Origin of the sequence: Pluralibacter gergoviae ATCC 33028 = NBRC 105706, assembly GCF_001598855.1 — a bacterium.
GTDB classification, from domain to species: Bacteria; Pseudomonadota; Gammaproteobacteria; order Enterobacterales; family Enterobacteriaceae; genus Pluralibacter; species Pluralibacter gergoviae.
Window position 1 is genome coordinate 1 of record NZ_BCZS01000053.1, and the last position, 16,849, is coordinate 16,849.

The window sequence follows — 16,849 nt, forward strand, 5'->3', positions numbered from 1 at the left end:
GGTAACATCCAGGCCACGCTGATTAACATTGGTACGGCAATCAGCCAGCAGGGCGATCGCCAGGCAGCATTAATGCAGCAGGTGGCCGAAACTAACCGACAGTTCGAAGTCGAGCAAAAACGTAATGACCGGCTGCTGCAGGCACAGGATAAGTACCGTGTTCCGGATGATATTTGTGCGCAGTCTATTGGCGGTGGCGCCGCGGGGGTATCCTCAGCGGCCGCTGGCGGTCAGCGAACGCTGGGAAGCGCCAGTTCTGCGAAAGATGTTAAGGCCATTTTTGAAGTGCCGGCACGCGCAACCGACGTGGACGCATCTTCAACGGCCGAAGTTCACAGCCAGTACTGCGACAGTTCGGATTATGCTGCATTTGGCGGGACTTCATTCTGCCCAAGTGTATCTGACATGCCGCGGGCAGATACGTCGCTGAGCTCGTTGCTTTATGGCGCCGGCAAAGAAGGCAAGGCACCTGATCTGACGTTTACAGATGAGCAGACAGATGCGGCGCTGCGTTATATGAAAAATACCGCGTTGCGCAGTGCTGGTCGTCAGCTGAGTCGTGGGGAAGTTAAAGGCGCCAGCGGGCGAATTTACCTGGGCATGATTCAGCAATACCAGGCGCTCACCGACGCGGCCGCTCAACCTCAGATGGAAATGATCGCCAACTCCAAACCGAACCCGGCCACTGATGCCGCGCTTGCAGATGCACGCAAAGTGCCGGAAGTCGAATCCTATTTCCAGGCGACGGCCAGTAACAGGGCGAAACAGCTTAACCGTATGTCTGCCAGAGAGTTTGAGGAATTCGAAGTAGGTCGCCGTTACAGCAACCCTGCTTACCAGGCGACGTTGACCAACAAGAACACCGAAGATTTGATGCGTGAGCAAATCAATATCGCCAATCTGAACAACTGGTTAGTGCTGAAAACCAAACAGCAGCTGGAGAAACAAAATGTGCTGCTTGGCCAGATCCTGGCGAACGACGCATATCAAACATACAAACCGATGCTGGCAGCACAGCTGGAGAGTGTGAACGCGGGAGTATCCAGAAAATGACCGACGAAAATAAAACAGGGGATAAAGACACAGCCAAATCAGGGAAATTAAAAAAAGGCCTTGATGTTGTAACAGGCGTCAATGACCTCCCGGAAGGGAAGGCTAAACGAACGATATATTATATTACAGGCATCAGCGATATATATTTTATTATCGCGTCAGTAAAGCAAACATTCAGCCTGCTCTTTCAGCGGGCTTCATTCGTTAAGAAGCAAATAAAAAACCTTGATGGCCCACCTGTTGATTCTGATGCAAATCAGCCGTTCGCCGAAGTTATGAAACGGAGCAATAGACCTATTTCAGAATTGTTGGATAAGGCCAGTTTATACAAGAAATACTGGCTTTGTTGTTTTTTTGCATTAGTCCTCATTCTGCTTTTTTTAACGTCTGGTTATGCCAGATTGCTTCTAAATGGCTCACCGAACATGAGCTTGTTAAGAGCAACTCTCACCTGTGGCGTCCTGTTTGCTGCGGGGATCTTTGCTTTCATTAAGGCTCTCACATGTGAGTTCATGGGGTGGCAGTTACGAAACCAGGCTCACTCTGATGCAGAGCAAGGTACGTTACGTTATTTCCTTAATGATGGGGGAGTGCGTAATACATTTAATTTTTCGCAGGCTGGTCAAGAGCGGGGGCCACATGAGTAAATTAAAAAGGTTGCTTCTATCTCTTTTCGTTGTGGCGTCGCCTTCATATTCAGCGGATTTGGGGATTGATGGCATAACTGAAGCGGCTAAACGTTCAGGTGACCTATCGCGTCAAATGTTACATACCGTATTTGGTGAGGTAGTTAATAATCCGTTTAGCCCTTCCGGCGATGGCTTGCTTAATAACGTTTTCTTCACTGTCAACGAAGTTATAGCGATTCTTGCCCTCGTCTATATGGGGATAATCAGCATTAAGAAACTTCACCAGGCAGGTCAGTTGGGAAGTTTTATTGAGGGTGATGGCAACAACGCATTCAAAATTGTTAAAACGACTTTTGGGTGGTTGTTGCTTGTACCTACCGTTGTCGGTTGGTCTGTGGCACAGCTGCTTTTTCTATGGTGCGGTTCAATCATTGGCGTAGGATCTGCCAATGTTATTGCAGACAAAACGGCTTCGGAATTAGCGAGTGGTAAAGCTGTCTATATAGCCCCTGTTATGCCAGAAATGGCGTCTGTTGCAAAAGGGATGTTTGAAACAAACCTTTGTGCTTTGGGTGTAAATCAGGGGATTGCTCAAATGGAGGCTTCTGGCCAACATTATGAGAATAACGCCAGAATGCAATACCAAACAGGTGATAGCACATATTCGATATCTGTAAACAACGGCTCAGCTGTATGTGGGACCGTTTCGCTGCCACAACGTCCAGCAGGATGGACTTCTATCTTCGCTAGCGGTTATGCGGATTCCGTCTACAGCGTTCAGCAACAAGCAACGGACACGTTGTGGGGAAAAATGAAGACTGCTGCAGAACAGTTTAATGCAGCATATATGGCAAAAATGCGTTCCGGGGACGGTGAGCTGCCAGATGTTGAAAGCGCAATCCAGACTGCTGCGCGTGATTATCAGCTTCAGGTTCAACATGCTGCTAATTCAGCAGCCGGTGACGACGAAATTGTTCAAAAAATGGAGTCGGATATCAAAGAGAAAGGGTGGCTATATCTTGGTGTGTACTATCACACATTAGCTACTGCGAATACCGAGATGAAAGATGTTGCTAACCTGAAGCCGGTAGTTTCAGGAATGAGTAACGATGGCGATATCGGCTCTATCGATTACTTTAAAGGCTTGTTCCAGGCTTACCATTCTCAGCTGAAAAATAGTAATTATACGCCGCCTCTTGGCACCGAATCTAACGCACTTGCAAGGAACATTGATCAAAAAAGCCTTGAAAATGCCGCCACAACTGGAGACGGAACGTCCCTAATTACAAAAATCTTCGACTTCAACGTTACAAACTGGCTTGCAACGAGTAACTACGGCACTGGTGATGGTTACAGTGACGTGACCAACCCTTTACTCAAAATGAAAGCTATCGGCGATTACACGTTAGGTGTAGCTGAGGTTGGACTCGCCAGTTGGACCGCTATCAATGTTGCAGTGAAGGTTTCAGAAGGGAAGAGTCTACCCGGTTTTGCTGCGGGAATGATGAACAAACTTACAGGGATTCGAGATGCTATTGCTGGCGTATTAGAATCGGTTTCGTTCTTGGTTTACCCGCTGTTTTATAGCCTCTTTGGTATCGGTCTTGCGCTATCTATCTGGCTGCCGTTTATACCGATGATTTATTGGTTTGTAGCTATGGCAGATTGGCTGGTTACGCTTATGACAGGTGTATTGGCGTCTTCCCTGTGGGCAGCTACCCATATCAACATTGGCCAGAGTAATGATGAGCGGAGTACATATGGTTATGTGTTCCTTATCGATGTAATGATTCGGCCGATGCTCATGGTAATGGGGTTTATTTTTGCTTCACTGGCCATCGTAGCTTTGGGAACGGCGTTAAACATGATGTTTAAATTCGCTATGGAACAGGTCCAGTCTGACTCTTTCACTGGCCTGCTGTCATCGATCGGATTTTTGATGTTATATGCAAGGCTTTGCACAGGTATGGTGGCTCGCGTATTTGCACTTCCTGCGAGGATGCCGAACTATGTTATAAACTGGATTGGACAGAAGATGAACGATTCAGTGTTGGGTGATATGCAGAACCATGTTCATGACATCTTTGCTGCGTTCGGTCGTGGAGCCAAAAATATGAACCGTAACAACCCTAAGCAATTTAATCCTGACGCAGGTGTAGATAAGAGCAAGGACGGCATCAAAGGAGCTTAAATATGAATGCGTTATCAAACACTGACTTTAAGAAAATTAGTAACAATGCGCGTCCTAAAAGGCTTGGATACTACGCATCATGGCTCTGGATGATGTTTGTATTCCTCTTTCTGTTCGTTAGCGCTTTCGTGTTTCTGAGCGGCTTATACTGGACGATTAGAGACGGTTCAATTCAGGAGCACTGGTTTAGTACAGTCGGTATCTTTGTGATCGATTCAGTGCTGATCTGGATGTTGAAAAAGGACTTCAGGAGCCGCAAGCTCTACCAGGTAACTGCTTCAATGAAAAACTCTGGTTTCTTTGAACCTCATAAGGACTGCGAGCACTATGACTTGGCCCGGAGGACTTACATAGGCTTTGACTTCAGTACTGGAATCATAGGAGTAGCATCCCTGTATGCCACATCCAGTATTAAACGTGAGCGGCTATTTTTTGAAGCCGAAACAGTCGAGTCATGGGAGTCAGTCGGCAGGGAGTTAATCATAAACCTGCGAAATACGGGGCTTACGACGATAACGATCACAGCTCCAAATATCAATAAAGCGTACAGGGATATGGAAATCATCTGCAGAACGCATAAAAATAGGGATGAAAACTATCAGCATCTGAAGAGTAAACTGACAGACGCTGGATGGTTCATAAACAGCAATTATTGAGTTTAACCCGCCGAATATGGCGGGTTTTTTGTGTATACTCAGGTGGTTATAGTCGTTTGTAGTCGGAGGGCTTGTGAGCAGAGTAGTTGAGCGGCAGGTGCATAAGAGTAACCTGGATAAGCAGAAGGATTACAGGAATCGCATCAGAGATACTCATGACCAGCTAAATCTTTATCTGCCCAAAGATGCAAAAAGAATGTTGATAGAGATCACAAAAGTAAAAAAGCTCACTCAGGCGGAGGTTATTGAATTTCTTGTGAAAAGTTATTACGACGGCTTAAAATTTGACGATTCTGAAGAGTGAGGTTACTCTGTAACTGCGGGATCGCAGGTATTGCCCCGCTTAGAAACGCATGATATGTTAAGCGGCGTTTACATAACCTTACGGGGTTATTACAGAATTTAGCACGGGAAGAGCGGCCCGGAGATGTTCCGCTTAGGAGTGGCAGGAGCCACAAAAAGTAAAACCCCCTGATCCTATTTCAGAACTTTGGCCGGCTCGGAATAGAATCAGGGGGTGCAAACTGCCCACTGGCAGAAAGGATTATAGCAAATGCGTACCCTATTGCAATACAGCCCGGCCAATATGTGCAGGGGCTGGTGAATCAAAAGAATCCATACCTACAGCTTTCTGACATTGAGTCAGTAGAAGGTCTTTCGCCGGAGTTCATCTCCTGGCTTGAAAGCCAGTCCCCTAAAGAATCGCCCCTGCAGCTGCTTCTCGATGAAGGCACCAAGCCCGTGCGCAAAACCCGCCGTCGTCGCGGTACGCACTCAACGGCGTGTCTCTGCCCGGAGCCCAGCTGGTACCGACCGGACAATTTCAAAAAGCTCCCTGGCCAGCTTGGCCATGCCTACAACCGCCTTGTTCGCCGCGATCGCAAAACGGGCGCGTTAAGTCTGCGTATGCGGATCAGCCGCCACCCGTACTTCGTGCAGCTGCGCGAGCAGGCTGGCCGGAAGCGCGACTTCCGCCCGGAGCGGGAGAAATTACTCGATGCGATTGTGCCGCTCCTGGTCAGCACCGTTGACCGGGCTACCCATATCGACACTATCAACCTCAGTAAAATGGCGTGGCAGCTCAGCGAAAAGGACAGCGAAGGGAACGTGATCCGGAAAGTGACGGTACCGCGGGTTTGCCGGCTGCTGCAGCACATGATGGAATTCGGGTTACTGGCGCTGCCTGAAGGCGTCACATGGGACCCGTTTAACCGCAAGTGGTTCCCCAAGCATGTCGTGCTGACGGAACGCCTCTGGAAGATGATCGGTGTTGATCTCGATAAGCTGTATGCGGAGCAGGCCGAACAGGTGGCCGCTGAAGCTGCAGGCTGGATAACCCGTGATGAACATGGCCAGGCGGAAGAAATCTCTGTTAAAGCCGCGCGCCGGCGCTGGTATGAAAAAATGATGCACGCCACGCTGGTTCGCCGGCGTGAAGCCGCCCTGAAGGGTAAGCGCGAGAAGAAGCTGAAAGCGCTGGCAGAACAGCCCTATGACGACCGGGCTTACGCCATGTCCGTTCATCTGATACGGACGCTGCCGAAAGACGAACTGCACGCGCTGTCGCCTGAGCAGTTTACCCAGCGAGTACGCAGCCACCTGTATCAGCTCGATCTGGGGCTGGAGAGGGAATCCGGTCCCCCTGATTATCACTGATTTTCTCCCCCTGTAATTCTCTTACCGCCGCCTGGCGGTTTTCGTGCTGGCCAGCCGGCGCGACCTGCTCAAATTTCCTCCAGTTTTAACGTGTGGCCATCGTGATTTTTTGACGTTCTGGCGCCGCCGGTGGATAACCGGCAGCGAGATCACCACTATCCACAGTTATCCGCAAAGGAGGAAATAAAGTCACCTGCAATCGTGGTCAATGCAAGCTGCAATACACTCTTAACTTCTTTAAAAAGATATTTATTCAATAAAGAGATCACTGTTATTCAGGCGCAATTTTCTGTGGATTATGGGGATATGCCTGGCCTTTCAGCGCCGCTACGCGGCACGACGGCCAGAATGGTCGCTATGCTCCCAGGTTAGCACCCGGCAAATGCCGGGCAGGGTGGCCAGCAGAAACCTCCAGGCCGGATTCTTCTTTGCCCCACCGTGCTTTTCCCCGCCGAGCCAACGGCTCGGCAGAAAAAAGCATGATGGATGATGTAACTAATAACACCCCCGTAAGACGGCAGGGCTGCGACACGCACCCCTGACGTCAACGCTACTACCCACGCGCCCGGTGTGCCGCAAACGTCACACCGCCCGGTCGCAGTAGCCAGGGGGTAATGTGGCCACAGCGTCACCTGCAGGGCAGGTCTGGCAGGAAAATCGTCTGCTATGGCGTGCAATGCCTTTCAGGCAATCGACGCCAGTGTCAGCTGTGAGTTTTAAAATTAACAGGGAAAAGAGGATCGATTTAGCCGCGGTTATCCACGTCAGCCGCTCGCAGGCGCGTTAAACAGGGTGAAGACAGGGGAATGTTGCTCTTTTTGCAGTGAAGGCCACAGAGAGCGTTTTAGGCGCTTATTTGAGGAAATGCGATTTCTGCCAGAATGGAGGCACAAAAAAACCCGACTGGTAAGATCGGGTTTTTATGTTTTGCCCCGGATGGAGGCGGGAACAACCAAAACAATTGACGGTTAAATATTACGCCATGAGTTCAGTAAATGCAAACCACCCGGAATAGGGTATACTGCGCGGGTCAATCTGTTGACGTTCTTCTCCAGCCCCCCGCTTACGCGGCGTGAACGGATTAAAGCCCTGGTTGAAAAACAGGTGGTGCTGTTTCAATGCCCTGGCTGGAGTGGGAACGGCCAAAACAATTGACGTGAGGTAGCCGCTGTGACAGGCAGTGTAAGGGCGATCAGCGGTGTTCCTGCTCTGTATGGAGCAAACGGATGATTAACTTGTTAATCGTCGTTCTGCGGGCGGTTGTTGCAGTGTCTAACGCTGTGATAGCGGTCCTGGAGCTGATCCGGCAGTATTTTGACTGACCGGAAACGTAACTAAAGGCGGGGGGACCACTCCCCGCCTTTTAACAGGGTTACATCTCGATCATCGGGAACAGATCGTCTTCCTGGTGGTAAAGCACGTCGTCCGTTTCCGTTCCATCAAGCCATTCAGCGAACAGTTCAAACAGGCACACCGACATTTCCTCCGGTGAAATTGCGCCACACTGCAGCTCGTAGAAGACCTCAATTTTTTCCAGCAGGCTGTTGGCCGCTTTGTCGTACCCGAACAGCTTGATTGGCGGGAAGTGCATTGCATCCGGGTTCGTTTCCGCCAGTTCATCATCCTTGCGTTCCGGATAGATGCTGTACAGCGTCGCCGGCGATGGCGGTAATACCTCGATAAAGCGGTTTATCCGCATCGGCAGCTCGCTGGAAAACTTCTCATTGTCCGGAATGTAAAACGCGGCGCTGCGTACCAGGGCATCCTGGAAAGAAATTACCCCCTGACCTTCGGTCTGCTTACGCAGCTCACGAATGTTCACGCGGTCCTTTTCACGGATTTGGTACAGATCCCCTTCCCGGACCGTTTTGGAAAACGTGCCGTGTTCCGCTTCCTGCCCGGAGAGCTCTGAATAATAGTCCTGGCCGACGGTTTCGCGCAGTATTTCAAAGGTTTTCCGGTCTTCAATCGACTCAAAATATTTCACGCGGGTGTTGGCGATCAGCGAATCCACCTCGCCGTTCGCGCCGCGGGCGAGTGACGGGTGATCCTGGGAGGAAAATACGCCCATTTTTTCCAGTGAACGCATCTGCGCACTCAGCGTATCCATACCGCTGGTGAAATACTGGCCCAGCTCGTCATAAATCAGCCCGTATGGCGCCTGATTATTCAGCGCGTGAGTGAGCAGGACTTCCTCTTTTTTCCCTTCCAGCTGGTAGCCCAGGTCCTTACTGATGGTCATTCGCTGCAGCGTCACATATAAACGGCCAAGCGTGGCCGCTTCACCGCGTGACAGCTCCAGCGACGGGATCATGACGATGAGAATGCGGTCATTGTGGAAAATATCGTCCATCCGGATATCGCCGCTGTCTTCCGGAAAAACATGGCCATAAGTTTCATTGAACAGGGAGAGCGTCTTCAGGAACTGACGGCTCATGTAGTTATGCTGTTCGAAGGCGCGGGCTTCCCACGTTTCCGGGTATTCCGCGTTGGCCAGCAGGAAGCCTGGTGTATTTTCCAGATAACTTTCCAGCGCGGCGTAACCCTCGCTGTGCCAGCCGTTTTTCTTTGCCTCAACGTACAGCGCGGCCATTGCCGGCAGCGACATGTTTTTCTGAATAGTGCGCTGTGACAAAAGCAGTTCGCCGCGGGCGCGCTTATAACACAGGGCATTGATCAGCGCCGACATCATGGCTTTTGCCGTATCCTGCCACTGTGCCGAATCCCCGCCCACCTGGGGGAGCATGGATTCCATCAACTGGATGATGAAGGTCGGCGGGGCAACGCTGAAGAGGTTGACTGAGTTGGATTGGGCGGGGATGCTTTCCTGCTTCACCAGGTTCACGAACCTGTCAATACTGCCGGTCAGCAGGTTGAGGACGTAATAATCATCCTCACGGCCGAAACGGCGCGCCAGCGACCAGGTGGCGAAGGCCAGCTTGTTATCTGCTTTACCGTCTGAAAGGCAGTAGCCACGGCACCACAGCAGGAAGTTAACGATAAACCCATAGAAGGTTTCGGTTTTACCCGACCCGGTGGTACCAAAAAATACCATGTGGCGCAGCAGGTCCGTCATGTTCAGCCACAGCTCGCGGCCGAACAGGCGTCCCCGCTCATACCCGACATATAAAATTCCCTTCGCTTTCTTTCGCTCCCGGACCTTATGCGGGATGCGAATGGGCCCCAGACGGTATTCCGCCTGGGTTTCCGTGGTCAGGGTGTCGTCGAACATTTCGCAGTCTTTCGGCATTCGCAGCGGTGGCCGGAATTTACGATCCGTGAATGCCACCATCAGCGGCGGTAGGATGAGGATGCTCAGCAGCATGGTAAAGGGGAGAAACAGCCCCAGCACGGTCAGTATGGCCAGCAGGCCAAACTGTACGTTCGGAGTGAGGAACCACTCCATGAACGAACCATCCGGGCGGATGACTTTTTTACTGTCTACAGATTCCTGTTGCATAGCGGCTCCGGGTTATTCTCCTATCGCCTGCTGCAGGCGGGCATCGTCTTTGACGACGGAAACCGGGATCACATCACCCGAATCGGCAACGATGGACGGGGTGCCGATAAACCCGAATTTCGCAAATGCCATATTGTTCGCGTCAACCAGGCGGGCGCCGGTGGTATCCGGGGCTGTTTTCGGATCGTCAATTTTCGGGTTCATGGTGGTGTATCCCATGTTAATCGTGTCTTCCCAGCTTTTCAGTCGGGTATCTTTCCCGGTATCGAGTACAGGAGCGGCGCGGACCATCGAGCGCAGGTCGCCATAAACGGACACGGGGAAAATCTCGACGTTATAGCGTTTGCTCAGTTCCTGCAGTCGGGGTTCCAGCGCGCGGCAGTGCGGGCACATCGGATCGGAAAACACATACAGGGTGTGTTTATGCCCGGTTGACAGCGAGATCGTAAAGCGTCCGCTGGTGACGGCATCTTTCAGTGACAGCAAGTCGTTATCAGCCAGTTTTTTAGGGGCTTCAGGTGCTGCCTGAACCTGCAGCTGCTCCGGCGCAGTGGCAGGCTGCTGCAGACCCGGCGCGGGAGCATACGAGTTTGCCTGCAGCGGCTGTGCCGGCTGATGCATATTCATCAACGCGCCGTTGATGGAGACGATAAAGCCCAGCGCGGCGACTGGCCAGAAGATAAAGTTAGACAGCCGGCGCACGGCATTGAGTCCGCGCTGCTGTTTCAGCTTTTTACGGATATTGTTCAGCGCCTCGATGGCCTGATATTCGTTTTCAAAGCGGAACAGCTGCACCGCTTCACCAGAAAACGTATTGTGCGTCAGGATGTGGCCGCTGCCGGCATCATGGCCAAGTCCAAAATGACAGGCTGACAGGGGGAAGGAGTGCAGGGCTTGTTCCTGGTAGTTTCCGTCAGCGGAAAGATAAAGTGTGTTGCGATCGGTTTTTACGGTGAGTTTCATACTTCCTCGCTTAGAGTTCCAGGTGATCGGGACGGGTTGCCGGCTGAGGTTTAGCCGGCGTCGGTTCATCGTCTGTCAGTCGCAGACTGTTGTTCGGGGTGTCGTGCGGAGCTGCAGGCGGCGTAGCCGGCTCGTCTTCCGCTTCAGCGTCAGATTCAAATGCAAATGGCGGTATAACGTCTTCCTGCCAGTGAGCGACCGGAATGGCGGGATCGCGGCGGTCAATATGGCGGTAATGGAGCAGATCCAGCTCAAGGCCCAGCACGGCCGCCCGCACGGTCGGCGGGAATTTCGCCGCCTTTTCTTCATCGAGCGTCAGCCGGTAACTTTCGCACTGACTCCAGGCAATAACGCCACCTCCCTCAATGAAGAACTTCCCGCGGCCGGCGCTTGAAAGTGCATACCATAACGTGCGGTCCACGCCTTTCAGCCACCGGAAATTTGCGGATGGCAGCTGCAGGTCATCATCGAACAGCGCGTAGAGTAGCGAACGGGAGCTGCGGCGCCCCTTTGCAAATTCTCTGAACGCTTCGCACTGGCTGGCGACGGTCCAGAGCCCGGCGGCCAGCGAATAATCAGGGAAGCCGTCTTTAGTCCGCAGGCAGGAACGGTTGAGATCGTCGAGAATGGATTTAGCCGTTGGCCGGTCGCCCATAAAGCGCAGATGTACAAACGAGGCTGCGAGTGCTTTTTCCCAGGGCGCCAGGGAAAGGGCCGCCCCTTCGGGCGCCAGGTTTACCTGTGACAGGAAGACCTTATGTGCGGCTTTTTTACGGAGGCGGCGTTTAGCGGTATCAATCAGGTTATGTTCCTGGGCAAACTCAACGGGTGACTGCGCGCTGCGTGCTTCTTCCGGATCTTCATTCAGCAGCAGCTGATCGAGGTGGCCAAACCGGGCGAGGATATGGGCGATCCCCGGATAGTTTTTTACCATCACCCAGGGCAGGTTCCGGATGGTCAGTTTACGGGTCAGACGGTAGTAAGGATTGCGTGAGATAACCCAGACGAACAGCCCGATGATTAAAATGAACAGGGGAAAGAGCACGCTGGCCGTGTCGTTCATCACGCTGATAAAGTCCCACAGCGAAACCTGGTGGTTATACCGCGCCGCCGACAGCAGCATGTCCCGGCGCTCGGCCGCATTACCCGGTGTAATGGCGTCCGGCAGTACACCGTAGATCCAGTAAAGCAGGCGACAGGCTCCGTAAATCACATAATCACGAAAGCCAAACCACATCACTGTGATCATGATGAGCAGGGCCCCGATAATCATCAGGCCATCATCCCCTCCCCCTTTCCGTTGTGGCTGGTTTTGCATCAGAACCTCAGAGAATTTTGGTAAACCTTCCCGATATACCAGGCCTTACGCGCCGGCGTGTTGGAGTGATAGCGGCCGACACCCTGCCAGAAATCCCCCCCTTCGAGAATGATGTTGTATTTGAGGATGTAGGCACTGGCCATTGCAGAGGCGCAAAAGTCATGCTGCAGCTGCTCCGCTTTCACGCCAAAATCGGACGCCAGCTTATTCGCCCAGATGGTGTTTATCTGGAATGCGCCGTAATCGTAAGTGCCGTTTTTGTTTTTATTTTTCATTCCCGGTTTTCCGCCTTCAGTCAGCCACAAGGCGAGGAATCCACGGAGAGGAATGTGATAAATCTGTGCTGCTTCAACCATGCAGGTTGGCAGCGGGATTGAGGGCGGGGCATCAACCATAACAATCTCCTAATGATTTCTATTTCGAGTAAAAAATATACCATCAAAAGGAGATTTTTTTAAATCATTTTGGTGCGCATAATTGAGAAGCTGTCAGAGGAATTTTATTTGCCTTCGGCAGAGACAATGTTGCCCTCATTCGCATTTTCCCATGTCGGGATTTCGCCACTCAGCGTGCAGCGAAGCGTCTCTTTTCCGACGGTAAGCTGTGCGCCACTGCTGTAGTAACGACTTTCATACAGGCAGGCGGTTTTCTTTTGTTCCGGGGTCAGTGTAAGACCGGCATTCTGATCCTTTGCCAGCAGTTGTACAAGATGTTGGTTTGTCTGTACCTGTTCACCCAGAATGTTGCTCAGCAAAGAATCGGTTTTCGGCGCGGATACGCTCTGAGCAAAGGCACTGCAACTGATTACGGATGCGGTCAGAATGAGAGCAATCTTCGTGTTGGATTTCATTTCACTTTCTCCATTAAAAAAAACGGTAATCATTTTCTGGATCATTTAAATTAGGTCTGAAAACCGGCCTGAGTGTCAAGCCGATTCTGTTTAAAAATTAACAGGGGATAAAATGATTCAGTCACGTAATAAATATCTGCAGTTTATGCTGGTTCTGCTGGCAGCCTGGGCCATTGCCTGGGGGGCCCTGTTTGTCATGGGGCAGACCGTTCTGCTCTATGGGCTGGGGAAAAATACGCTGTTCTTCATTCATGGTGCTGTTCTGGTGTACCTGCTGTGTGTGTTCCTGGTTTACCGCCGCTGGGTTGCACCGCTACCGGTTGTTGGCCAGCTGCGTAACGTTGGCGCACCGTGGCTGGTCGGTGCGATGGCCGTGGTGTATGTCGGAGAATTTCTGCTGGGTAAAGTGCTGGACCTGCCCGCAGAGCCGTTTATGACGAAACTTTTTGCCGATAAATCCATACCCGACGTGATCCTGACGTTGCTGGCCATCTTTATCCTTGCCCCGCTGAATGAGGAAACGCTGTTCCGGGGGATCATGCTGAACGTCTTCCGTTCACGGTACCGCTGGACGATGTGGCTGGGGGCGCTGATAACGTCATTGCTGTTCGTCGCCGCGCACAGCCAGTATCAGAACCTGCTGACCCTGGCAGAACTGTTCCTGGTGGGGGTGATTACATCAGCTGCCCGGATCAGAAGCGGCGGCCTGCTGCTGCCGGTATTGCTGCATATGGAAGCAACCGCGCTGGGTTTACTGTTTGGCTGAAAGTGTAAATCTATCACGGACGACGATCCTGGCCGTCTGGCCATCATTCTGACCTGACCCCCTCCGCGTGCCGGCACGCAGTATGCCGGCATTGCCTGTTTCCTGAAGCCTGCAATATACTGTATGTATAAACAGTTATTGGAGGCTAAATTATGGCGCTGGATCTCGTTTATCCCCGGCCTTCAGTGGAAGGCGACGCACTCCCTTTTTTTGCCGAACCCGTTGCGGCCGGCTTTCCCAGCCCGGCAGCAGGCTATGAGGCCAATGAACTTAACCTGCATGATTACTGTGTGCGGCATCCGGCCGCGACGTACTTCTTGCGTGTGTCCGGCGATTCCATGCGTGATGCGCGCATTCATGATGGCGATGTGCTGGTCGTCGATCGGGCAGAAGAACCCCGGCACGGCAGCATCGTGATTGCCAGCATCGATAATGAATTTACGGTCAAGCAGCTGCAGCTCCGCCCTTACCCCTGCCTGATGCCGCTGAATCCGGCTTTTCCGCCAATCCGGTTTGATCCGGAGGCGCTGCAGATATGGGGTGTGGTTACGTTCACTGTCATGAGACACCGCCCGTGTACGCCTTAATCGATGTCAATTCGATGTACTGCAGCTGCGAAGAAGCGTTCCGCCCTGATTTACGAGGTCGCCCTGTGGTCGTTCTCAGCAACAACGACGGGGCGCTTGTTGCGGTCAATCGCGCGGCGAAAGCGCTGGGCGTGCGCCGCGGGGAGCCCTATTTCCGCTGCCGCCGCCTGCTGGAACAGCATAACGTTGCCGTATTCAGTTCCAACTACACCCTTTACGCCTCATTCTCCGCCAGATTTGCAACCGTGGTGGAGAGTCTGGCGCCGCGGACATTTGTTTACTCAATTGATGAGCTCTTTGCGGATGCCTCTCATATGGAGGGGGTGATGACGCCGCAGGCGTTTGGCCAGCTTTTGCGGGCTGAAGTGCTGCGCCAGACAACGCTCACCTGTGGAGTCGGCGTCGCGCCAACGAAGACGCTGGCCAAGCTGTGCAACCATGCCGCAAAGACGTGGCCTGCCACCGGGGGGGTTGTGGCGCTCAGTGATCCTGTAAGACTGAAAAAGCTGATGAGCCTGGTGGCGGCCGGCGATGTGTGGGGCATTGGCCATCGTACCGAAAAAGGGCTGGCGGCAATGGGGATCAAAACGGCGCTGGCGCTCGCAGAGATGGATATCCGTCTTGCACGCCGGCTGTACGGTGTGACGCTGGAAAGGACCATTCGTGAGCTGCGTGGCGAGGCCTGCTTTGCCCTGGAGGAAGGAACCGGCGCGAAACAGCAGCTTGTTGTATCCCGTTCGTTTGGAGCGCGGGTCACGCAACTGGCGCAGATGCAGCAGGCGGTGACTAAATAGGGGGAACCGCAGAATTCGGAAAAAATCGTACGCTAAGCTAACGGTGTTCTCGTGACAGCTCTTTGACTAGGCTTTCTAAGGCCATTCTGATAGCCCTGACTTCCTGAAAAGCCATGGCTAAAATTTGTGCGGCTAAAAGGGATAACCGATGGTAAAGTAAGTTATCCCTGTCGAGATACTGAAAAGCGTTATCCTCGTTTTTCCCAAAACTGTTTTGCCAGTTCGCTCAGAGCGCTAGTTAACTGAGCGACAGATTTCGCACTTTGCAAATTATTCTGCCCGGTCTGTACATTGGTATCAGCAGCATCGCGTATATTGATAATACTGCGGTTTATGTCTTCACTTACTGCTCCCTGCTGCTCGACCGCAGTCGCTATTTGCGCGTTCATGTCGGTAATTTCGTTAACGCGTTGGCCAATTCCATCAAGAGCTGTAGCTGCTTCCTCTGCGTGAGCTACACTCGTGTGCGCTTGCCGACTACTTTGCTCCATGACTGTAACAGCGGATTGCGCTCGCTCTTGTAGAGCGCTGATCATGCTTTGAATATCCGTTGTCGATTGCTGTGTGCGAGCAGCAAGACTGCGAACCTCATCGGCGACAACAGCAAAACCACGCCCCTGCTCACCAGCACGCGCGGCCTCAATTGCTGCGTTGAGTGCCAACAAATTCGTTTGCTCGGCGATCCCTCGTATAACGTCAAGAACTTTTGATATCTCGTTACTTTGACCTTCAAGCTCATGAATAACCTGAGTGGCTTGCCTAATTTCACCTTCAAGGGCAGTGATTGACTGGCTTGTGTGGGCTACCAGACGCTGGCCAGATGCCGTCTCAGTGTCTGCTCTTCCGGCCGCATCTGCAGCATGCTGTGCATTGCTCGCAACCTCTTGAATGCTTGCCACCATTTGGTTTACTGCCGTTGCTATTTGATCTGTCTCTGCCTGCTGCTCAACTGTAAGTACATTGCTTGACTCAATATCCTTTAGTAGGCCTCGGGTGTGTTCGCTAAGCCGATTTGATGCATCACCTATGCGACCTACTATGGCGCCTGTTTCAGCTTGCATCATTCGTAAAGCAAACTCTATTTGGCCAAACTCATCGGTGCGCCCAGTGTAGAGGGATTGACTTAATGGGTTATTGGAAATATTCCTGGCTCTTTCAACCAGTCTTCCAAGAGGAGAGAGAATAGCCAAAACACTAACAGAGCTTAAGCTTCCTGACATTAAAGTGGCTAACAATAAGCTGCTTATTGATGTATCAGTAAGCATGCCGGCAGCCATTGCGCTTGATATAATACTACCCCATATGAGCAAGAGTATTTTCACGGAAAAGCTAGCAGCCAATTTCGGCCTCGCGGCCTTCCCGCTTCTCAATTGAGCATATAATTTTTCCGCAGCCAAAACCTGCTCAGGTTCAGGCTTGGTCCTTACAGACTGGTATTCAACAATCGAACCATTCTTAGCTATTGGCGTTACATAAGCACTTACCCAATAGTGGTCGCCATTTTTACAGCGATTTTTTACTAGCCCCATCCATGAGCGGCCAGATTTTAATGTACTCCACATATGCTCAAATGCAGCAGGCGGCATATCTGGGTGTCTTACGATGTTGTGAGGCTGGCCTAATAGTTCTTCCTCAGTGAAACCACTGATTTTAATGAAGTCAGGATTAACGTACGTGATATGGCTTTGAGGGGAGGTAGTCGAAAGAATATTGGCATCTTTTGGGAGTTCTAAGTTTCGACCCGTCACTGGTAAATTCTGGCGCATAAGAACCTCAAGGGTTGGCTGTTTTATTTTATTGTTTTCGGCATTAAGCCCAATTTCTTGAGCGTTACGATAAAGCTAGCATGGAAACGATAGGTGCAAGCAAGTTAAGGGTTGCATCGCGCATGTCAATCTAGGCTATACCCTAACTTGATGTCAGATG

The 16,849-nt window shown here is 51.8% G+C and carries 17 protein-coding genes; 11 read left to right on the forward strand and 6 right to left on the reverse strand.

From position 1 onward, the window contains the following. The 8 genes from traW to dqlB all read left to right on the forward strand — a co-directional run. A partial coding sequence (gene traW, locus ENGE1_RS25080; RefSeq protein WP_064360856.1) for a conjugal transfer protein TraW occupies positions 1–1,053 on the forward strand: 1,053 nt, incomplete at its 5' end. Then, positions 1,050–1,700: a hypothetical protein gene (locus tag ENGE1_RS25085; RefSeq protein WP_004187488.1), complete on the forward strand. Its 651-nt coding sequence runs from the start codon at positions 1,050–1,052 to the stop codon at positions 1,698–1,700. The genes traW and ENGE1_RS25085, both read left to right, overlap by 4 nt. Next, on the forward strand, positions 1,693–3,873 hold the full coding sequence (locus ENGE1_RS25090; protein WP_004187492.1) for a DotA/TraY family protein: 2,181 nt from the start codon (positions 1,693–1,695) through the stop codon (positions 3,871–3,873). Before ENGE1_RS25085 ends, ENGE1_RS25090 begins: the two co-directional genes overlap by 8 nt. Positions 3,874–3,875: 2 nt before the next feature. Further along, complete coding sequence (locus ENGE1_RS25095; RefSeq protein WP_004206935.1) at positions 3,876–4,529, forward strand: hypothetical protein; 654 nt, start codon at positions 3,876–3,878, stop codon at positions 4,527–4,529. 73 nt (positions 4,530–4,602) lie between these two features. After that, positions 4,603–4,833 (forward strand): IncL/M type plasmid replication protein RepC, encoded by a 231-nt coding sequence (gene repC / locus ENGE1_RS25100; protein WP_004187496.1) that lies wholly within the window; start codon positions 4,603–4,605, stop codon positions 4,831–4,833. Between the two features lie 249 nt (positions 4,834–5,082). Further along, positions 5,083–5,133: an IncL/M-type plasmid replication leader peptide RepB gene (gene repB, locus ENGE1_RS29535; RefSeq protein ID WP_031942489.1), complete on the forward strand. Its 51-nt coding sequence runs from the start codon at positions 5,083–5,085 to the stop codon at positions 5,131–5,133. Next, positions 5,130–6,185 (forward strand): plasmid replication initiator RepA, encoded by a 1,056-nt coding sequence (gene repA, locus ENGE1_RS25105; RefSeq protein WP_015060006.1) that lies wholly within the window; start codon positions 5,130–5,132, stop codon positions 6,183–6,185. Before repB ends, repA begins: the two co-directional genes overlap by 4 nt. A gap of 1,226 nt (positions 6,186–7,411) precedes the next feature. Then, positions 7,412–7,507: a DinQ-like type I toxin DqlB gene (dqlB, locus tag ENGE1_RS29415; RefSeq protein ID WP_004206884.1), complete on the forward strand. Its 96-nt coding sequence runs from the start codon at positions 7,412–7,414 to the stop codon at positions 7,505–7,507. 50 nt (positions 7,508–7,557) lie between these two features. Here the strand turns inward: dqlB and ENGE1_RS25110 are convergent, their stop codons facing one another. From ENGE1_RS25110 to ENGE1_RS25130, 5 genes are all read right to left on the reverse strand, one after another. Continuing rightward, entirely contained in the window at positions 7,558–9,645 is a 2,088-nt protein-coding gene (locus ENGE1_RS25110) for a P-loop NTPase family protein (RefSeq protein WP_004187443.1), read from the reverse strand. A 12-nt stretch (positions 9,646–9,657) separates the two neighbouring features. Beyond that, the gene (locus ENGE1_RS25115) at positions 9,658–10,608 is read right to left on the reverse strand and encodes a DsbC family protein (protein WP_004206886.1); all 951 of its coding nucleotides are present in this window, start codon (positions 10,606–10,608) and stop codon (positions 9,658–9,660) included. Between the two features lie 10 nt (positions 10,609–10,618). Continuing rightward, positions 10,619–11,881, reverse strand: coding sequence for a secretion/conjugation apparatus DotM-related subunit (locus ENGE1_RS25120; RefSeq protein WP_032426772.1), 1,263 nt, complete (start codon positions 11,879–11,881; stop codon positions 10,619–10,621). Between the two features lie 44 nt (positions 11,882–11,925). Beyond that, positions 11,926–12,321 (reverse strand): lytic transglycosylase domain-containing protein, encoded by a 396-nt coding sequence (locus ENGE1_RS25125; RefSeq protein WP_004187436.1) that lies wholly within the window; start codon positions 12,319–12,321, stop codon positions 11,926–11,928. Between the two features lie 104 nt (positions 12,322–12,425). Continuing rightward, positions 12,426–12,809, reverse strand: coding sequence for a DUF1496 domain-containing protein (locus ENGE1_RS25130; protein WP_052980709.1), 384 nt, complete (start codon positions 12,807–12,809; stop codon positions 12,426–12,428). A gap of 79 nt (positions 12,810–12,888) precedes the next feature. Between ENGE1_RS25130 and ENGE1_RS25135 the strand changes: the two genes are divergently transcribed. From ENGE1_RS25135 to ENGE1_RS25145, 3 genes are all read left to right on the forward strand, one after another. After that, positions 12,889–13,542: a CPBP family intramembrane glutamic endopeptidase gene (locus tag ENGE1_RS25135; protein WP_031942486.1), complete on the forward strand. Its 654-nt coding sequence runs from the start codon at positions 12,889–12,891 to the stop codon at positions 13,540–13,542. Between the two features lie 152 nt (positions 13,543–13,694). Next, positions 13,695–14,129 carry a LexA family protein gene (locus ENGE1_RS25140; RefSeq protein ID WP_015062799.1) on the forward strand — a complete coding sequence of 145 codons (435 nt, stop codon included), beginning with the start codon at positions 13,695–13,697 and terminating at the stop codon, positions 14,127–14,129. After that, complete coding sequence (locus tag ENGE1_RS25145) at positions 14,117–14,923, forward strand: Y-family DNA polymerase (RefSeq protein ID WP_269467505.1); 807 nt, start codon at positions 14,117–14,119, stop codon at positions 14,921–14,923. Before ENGE1_RS25140 ends, ENGE1_RS25145 begins: the two co-directional genes overlap by 13 nt. 188 nt (positions 14,924–15,111) lie before the next feature. Here ENGE1_RS25145 and ENGE1_RS25150 read toward each other — a convergent pair whose 3' ends face one another. Then, complete coding sequence (locus ENGE1_RS25150; protein ID WP_001323889.1) at positions 15,112–16,689, reverse strand: methyl-accepting chemotaxis protein; 1,578 nt, start codon at positions 16,687–16,689, stop codon at positions 15,112–15,114. Between the last annotated feature and the right edge of the window lie 160 nt (positions 16,690–16,849).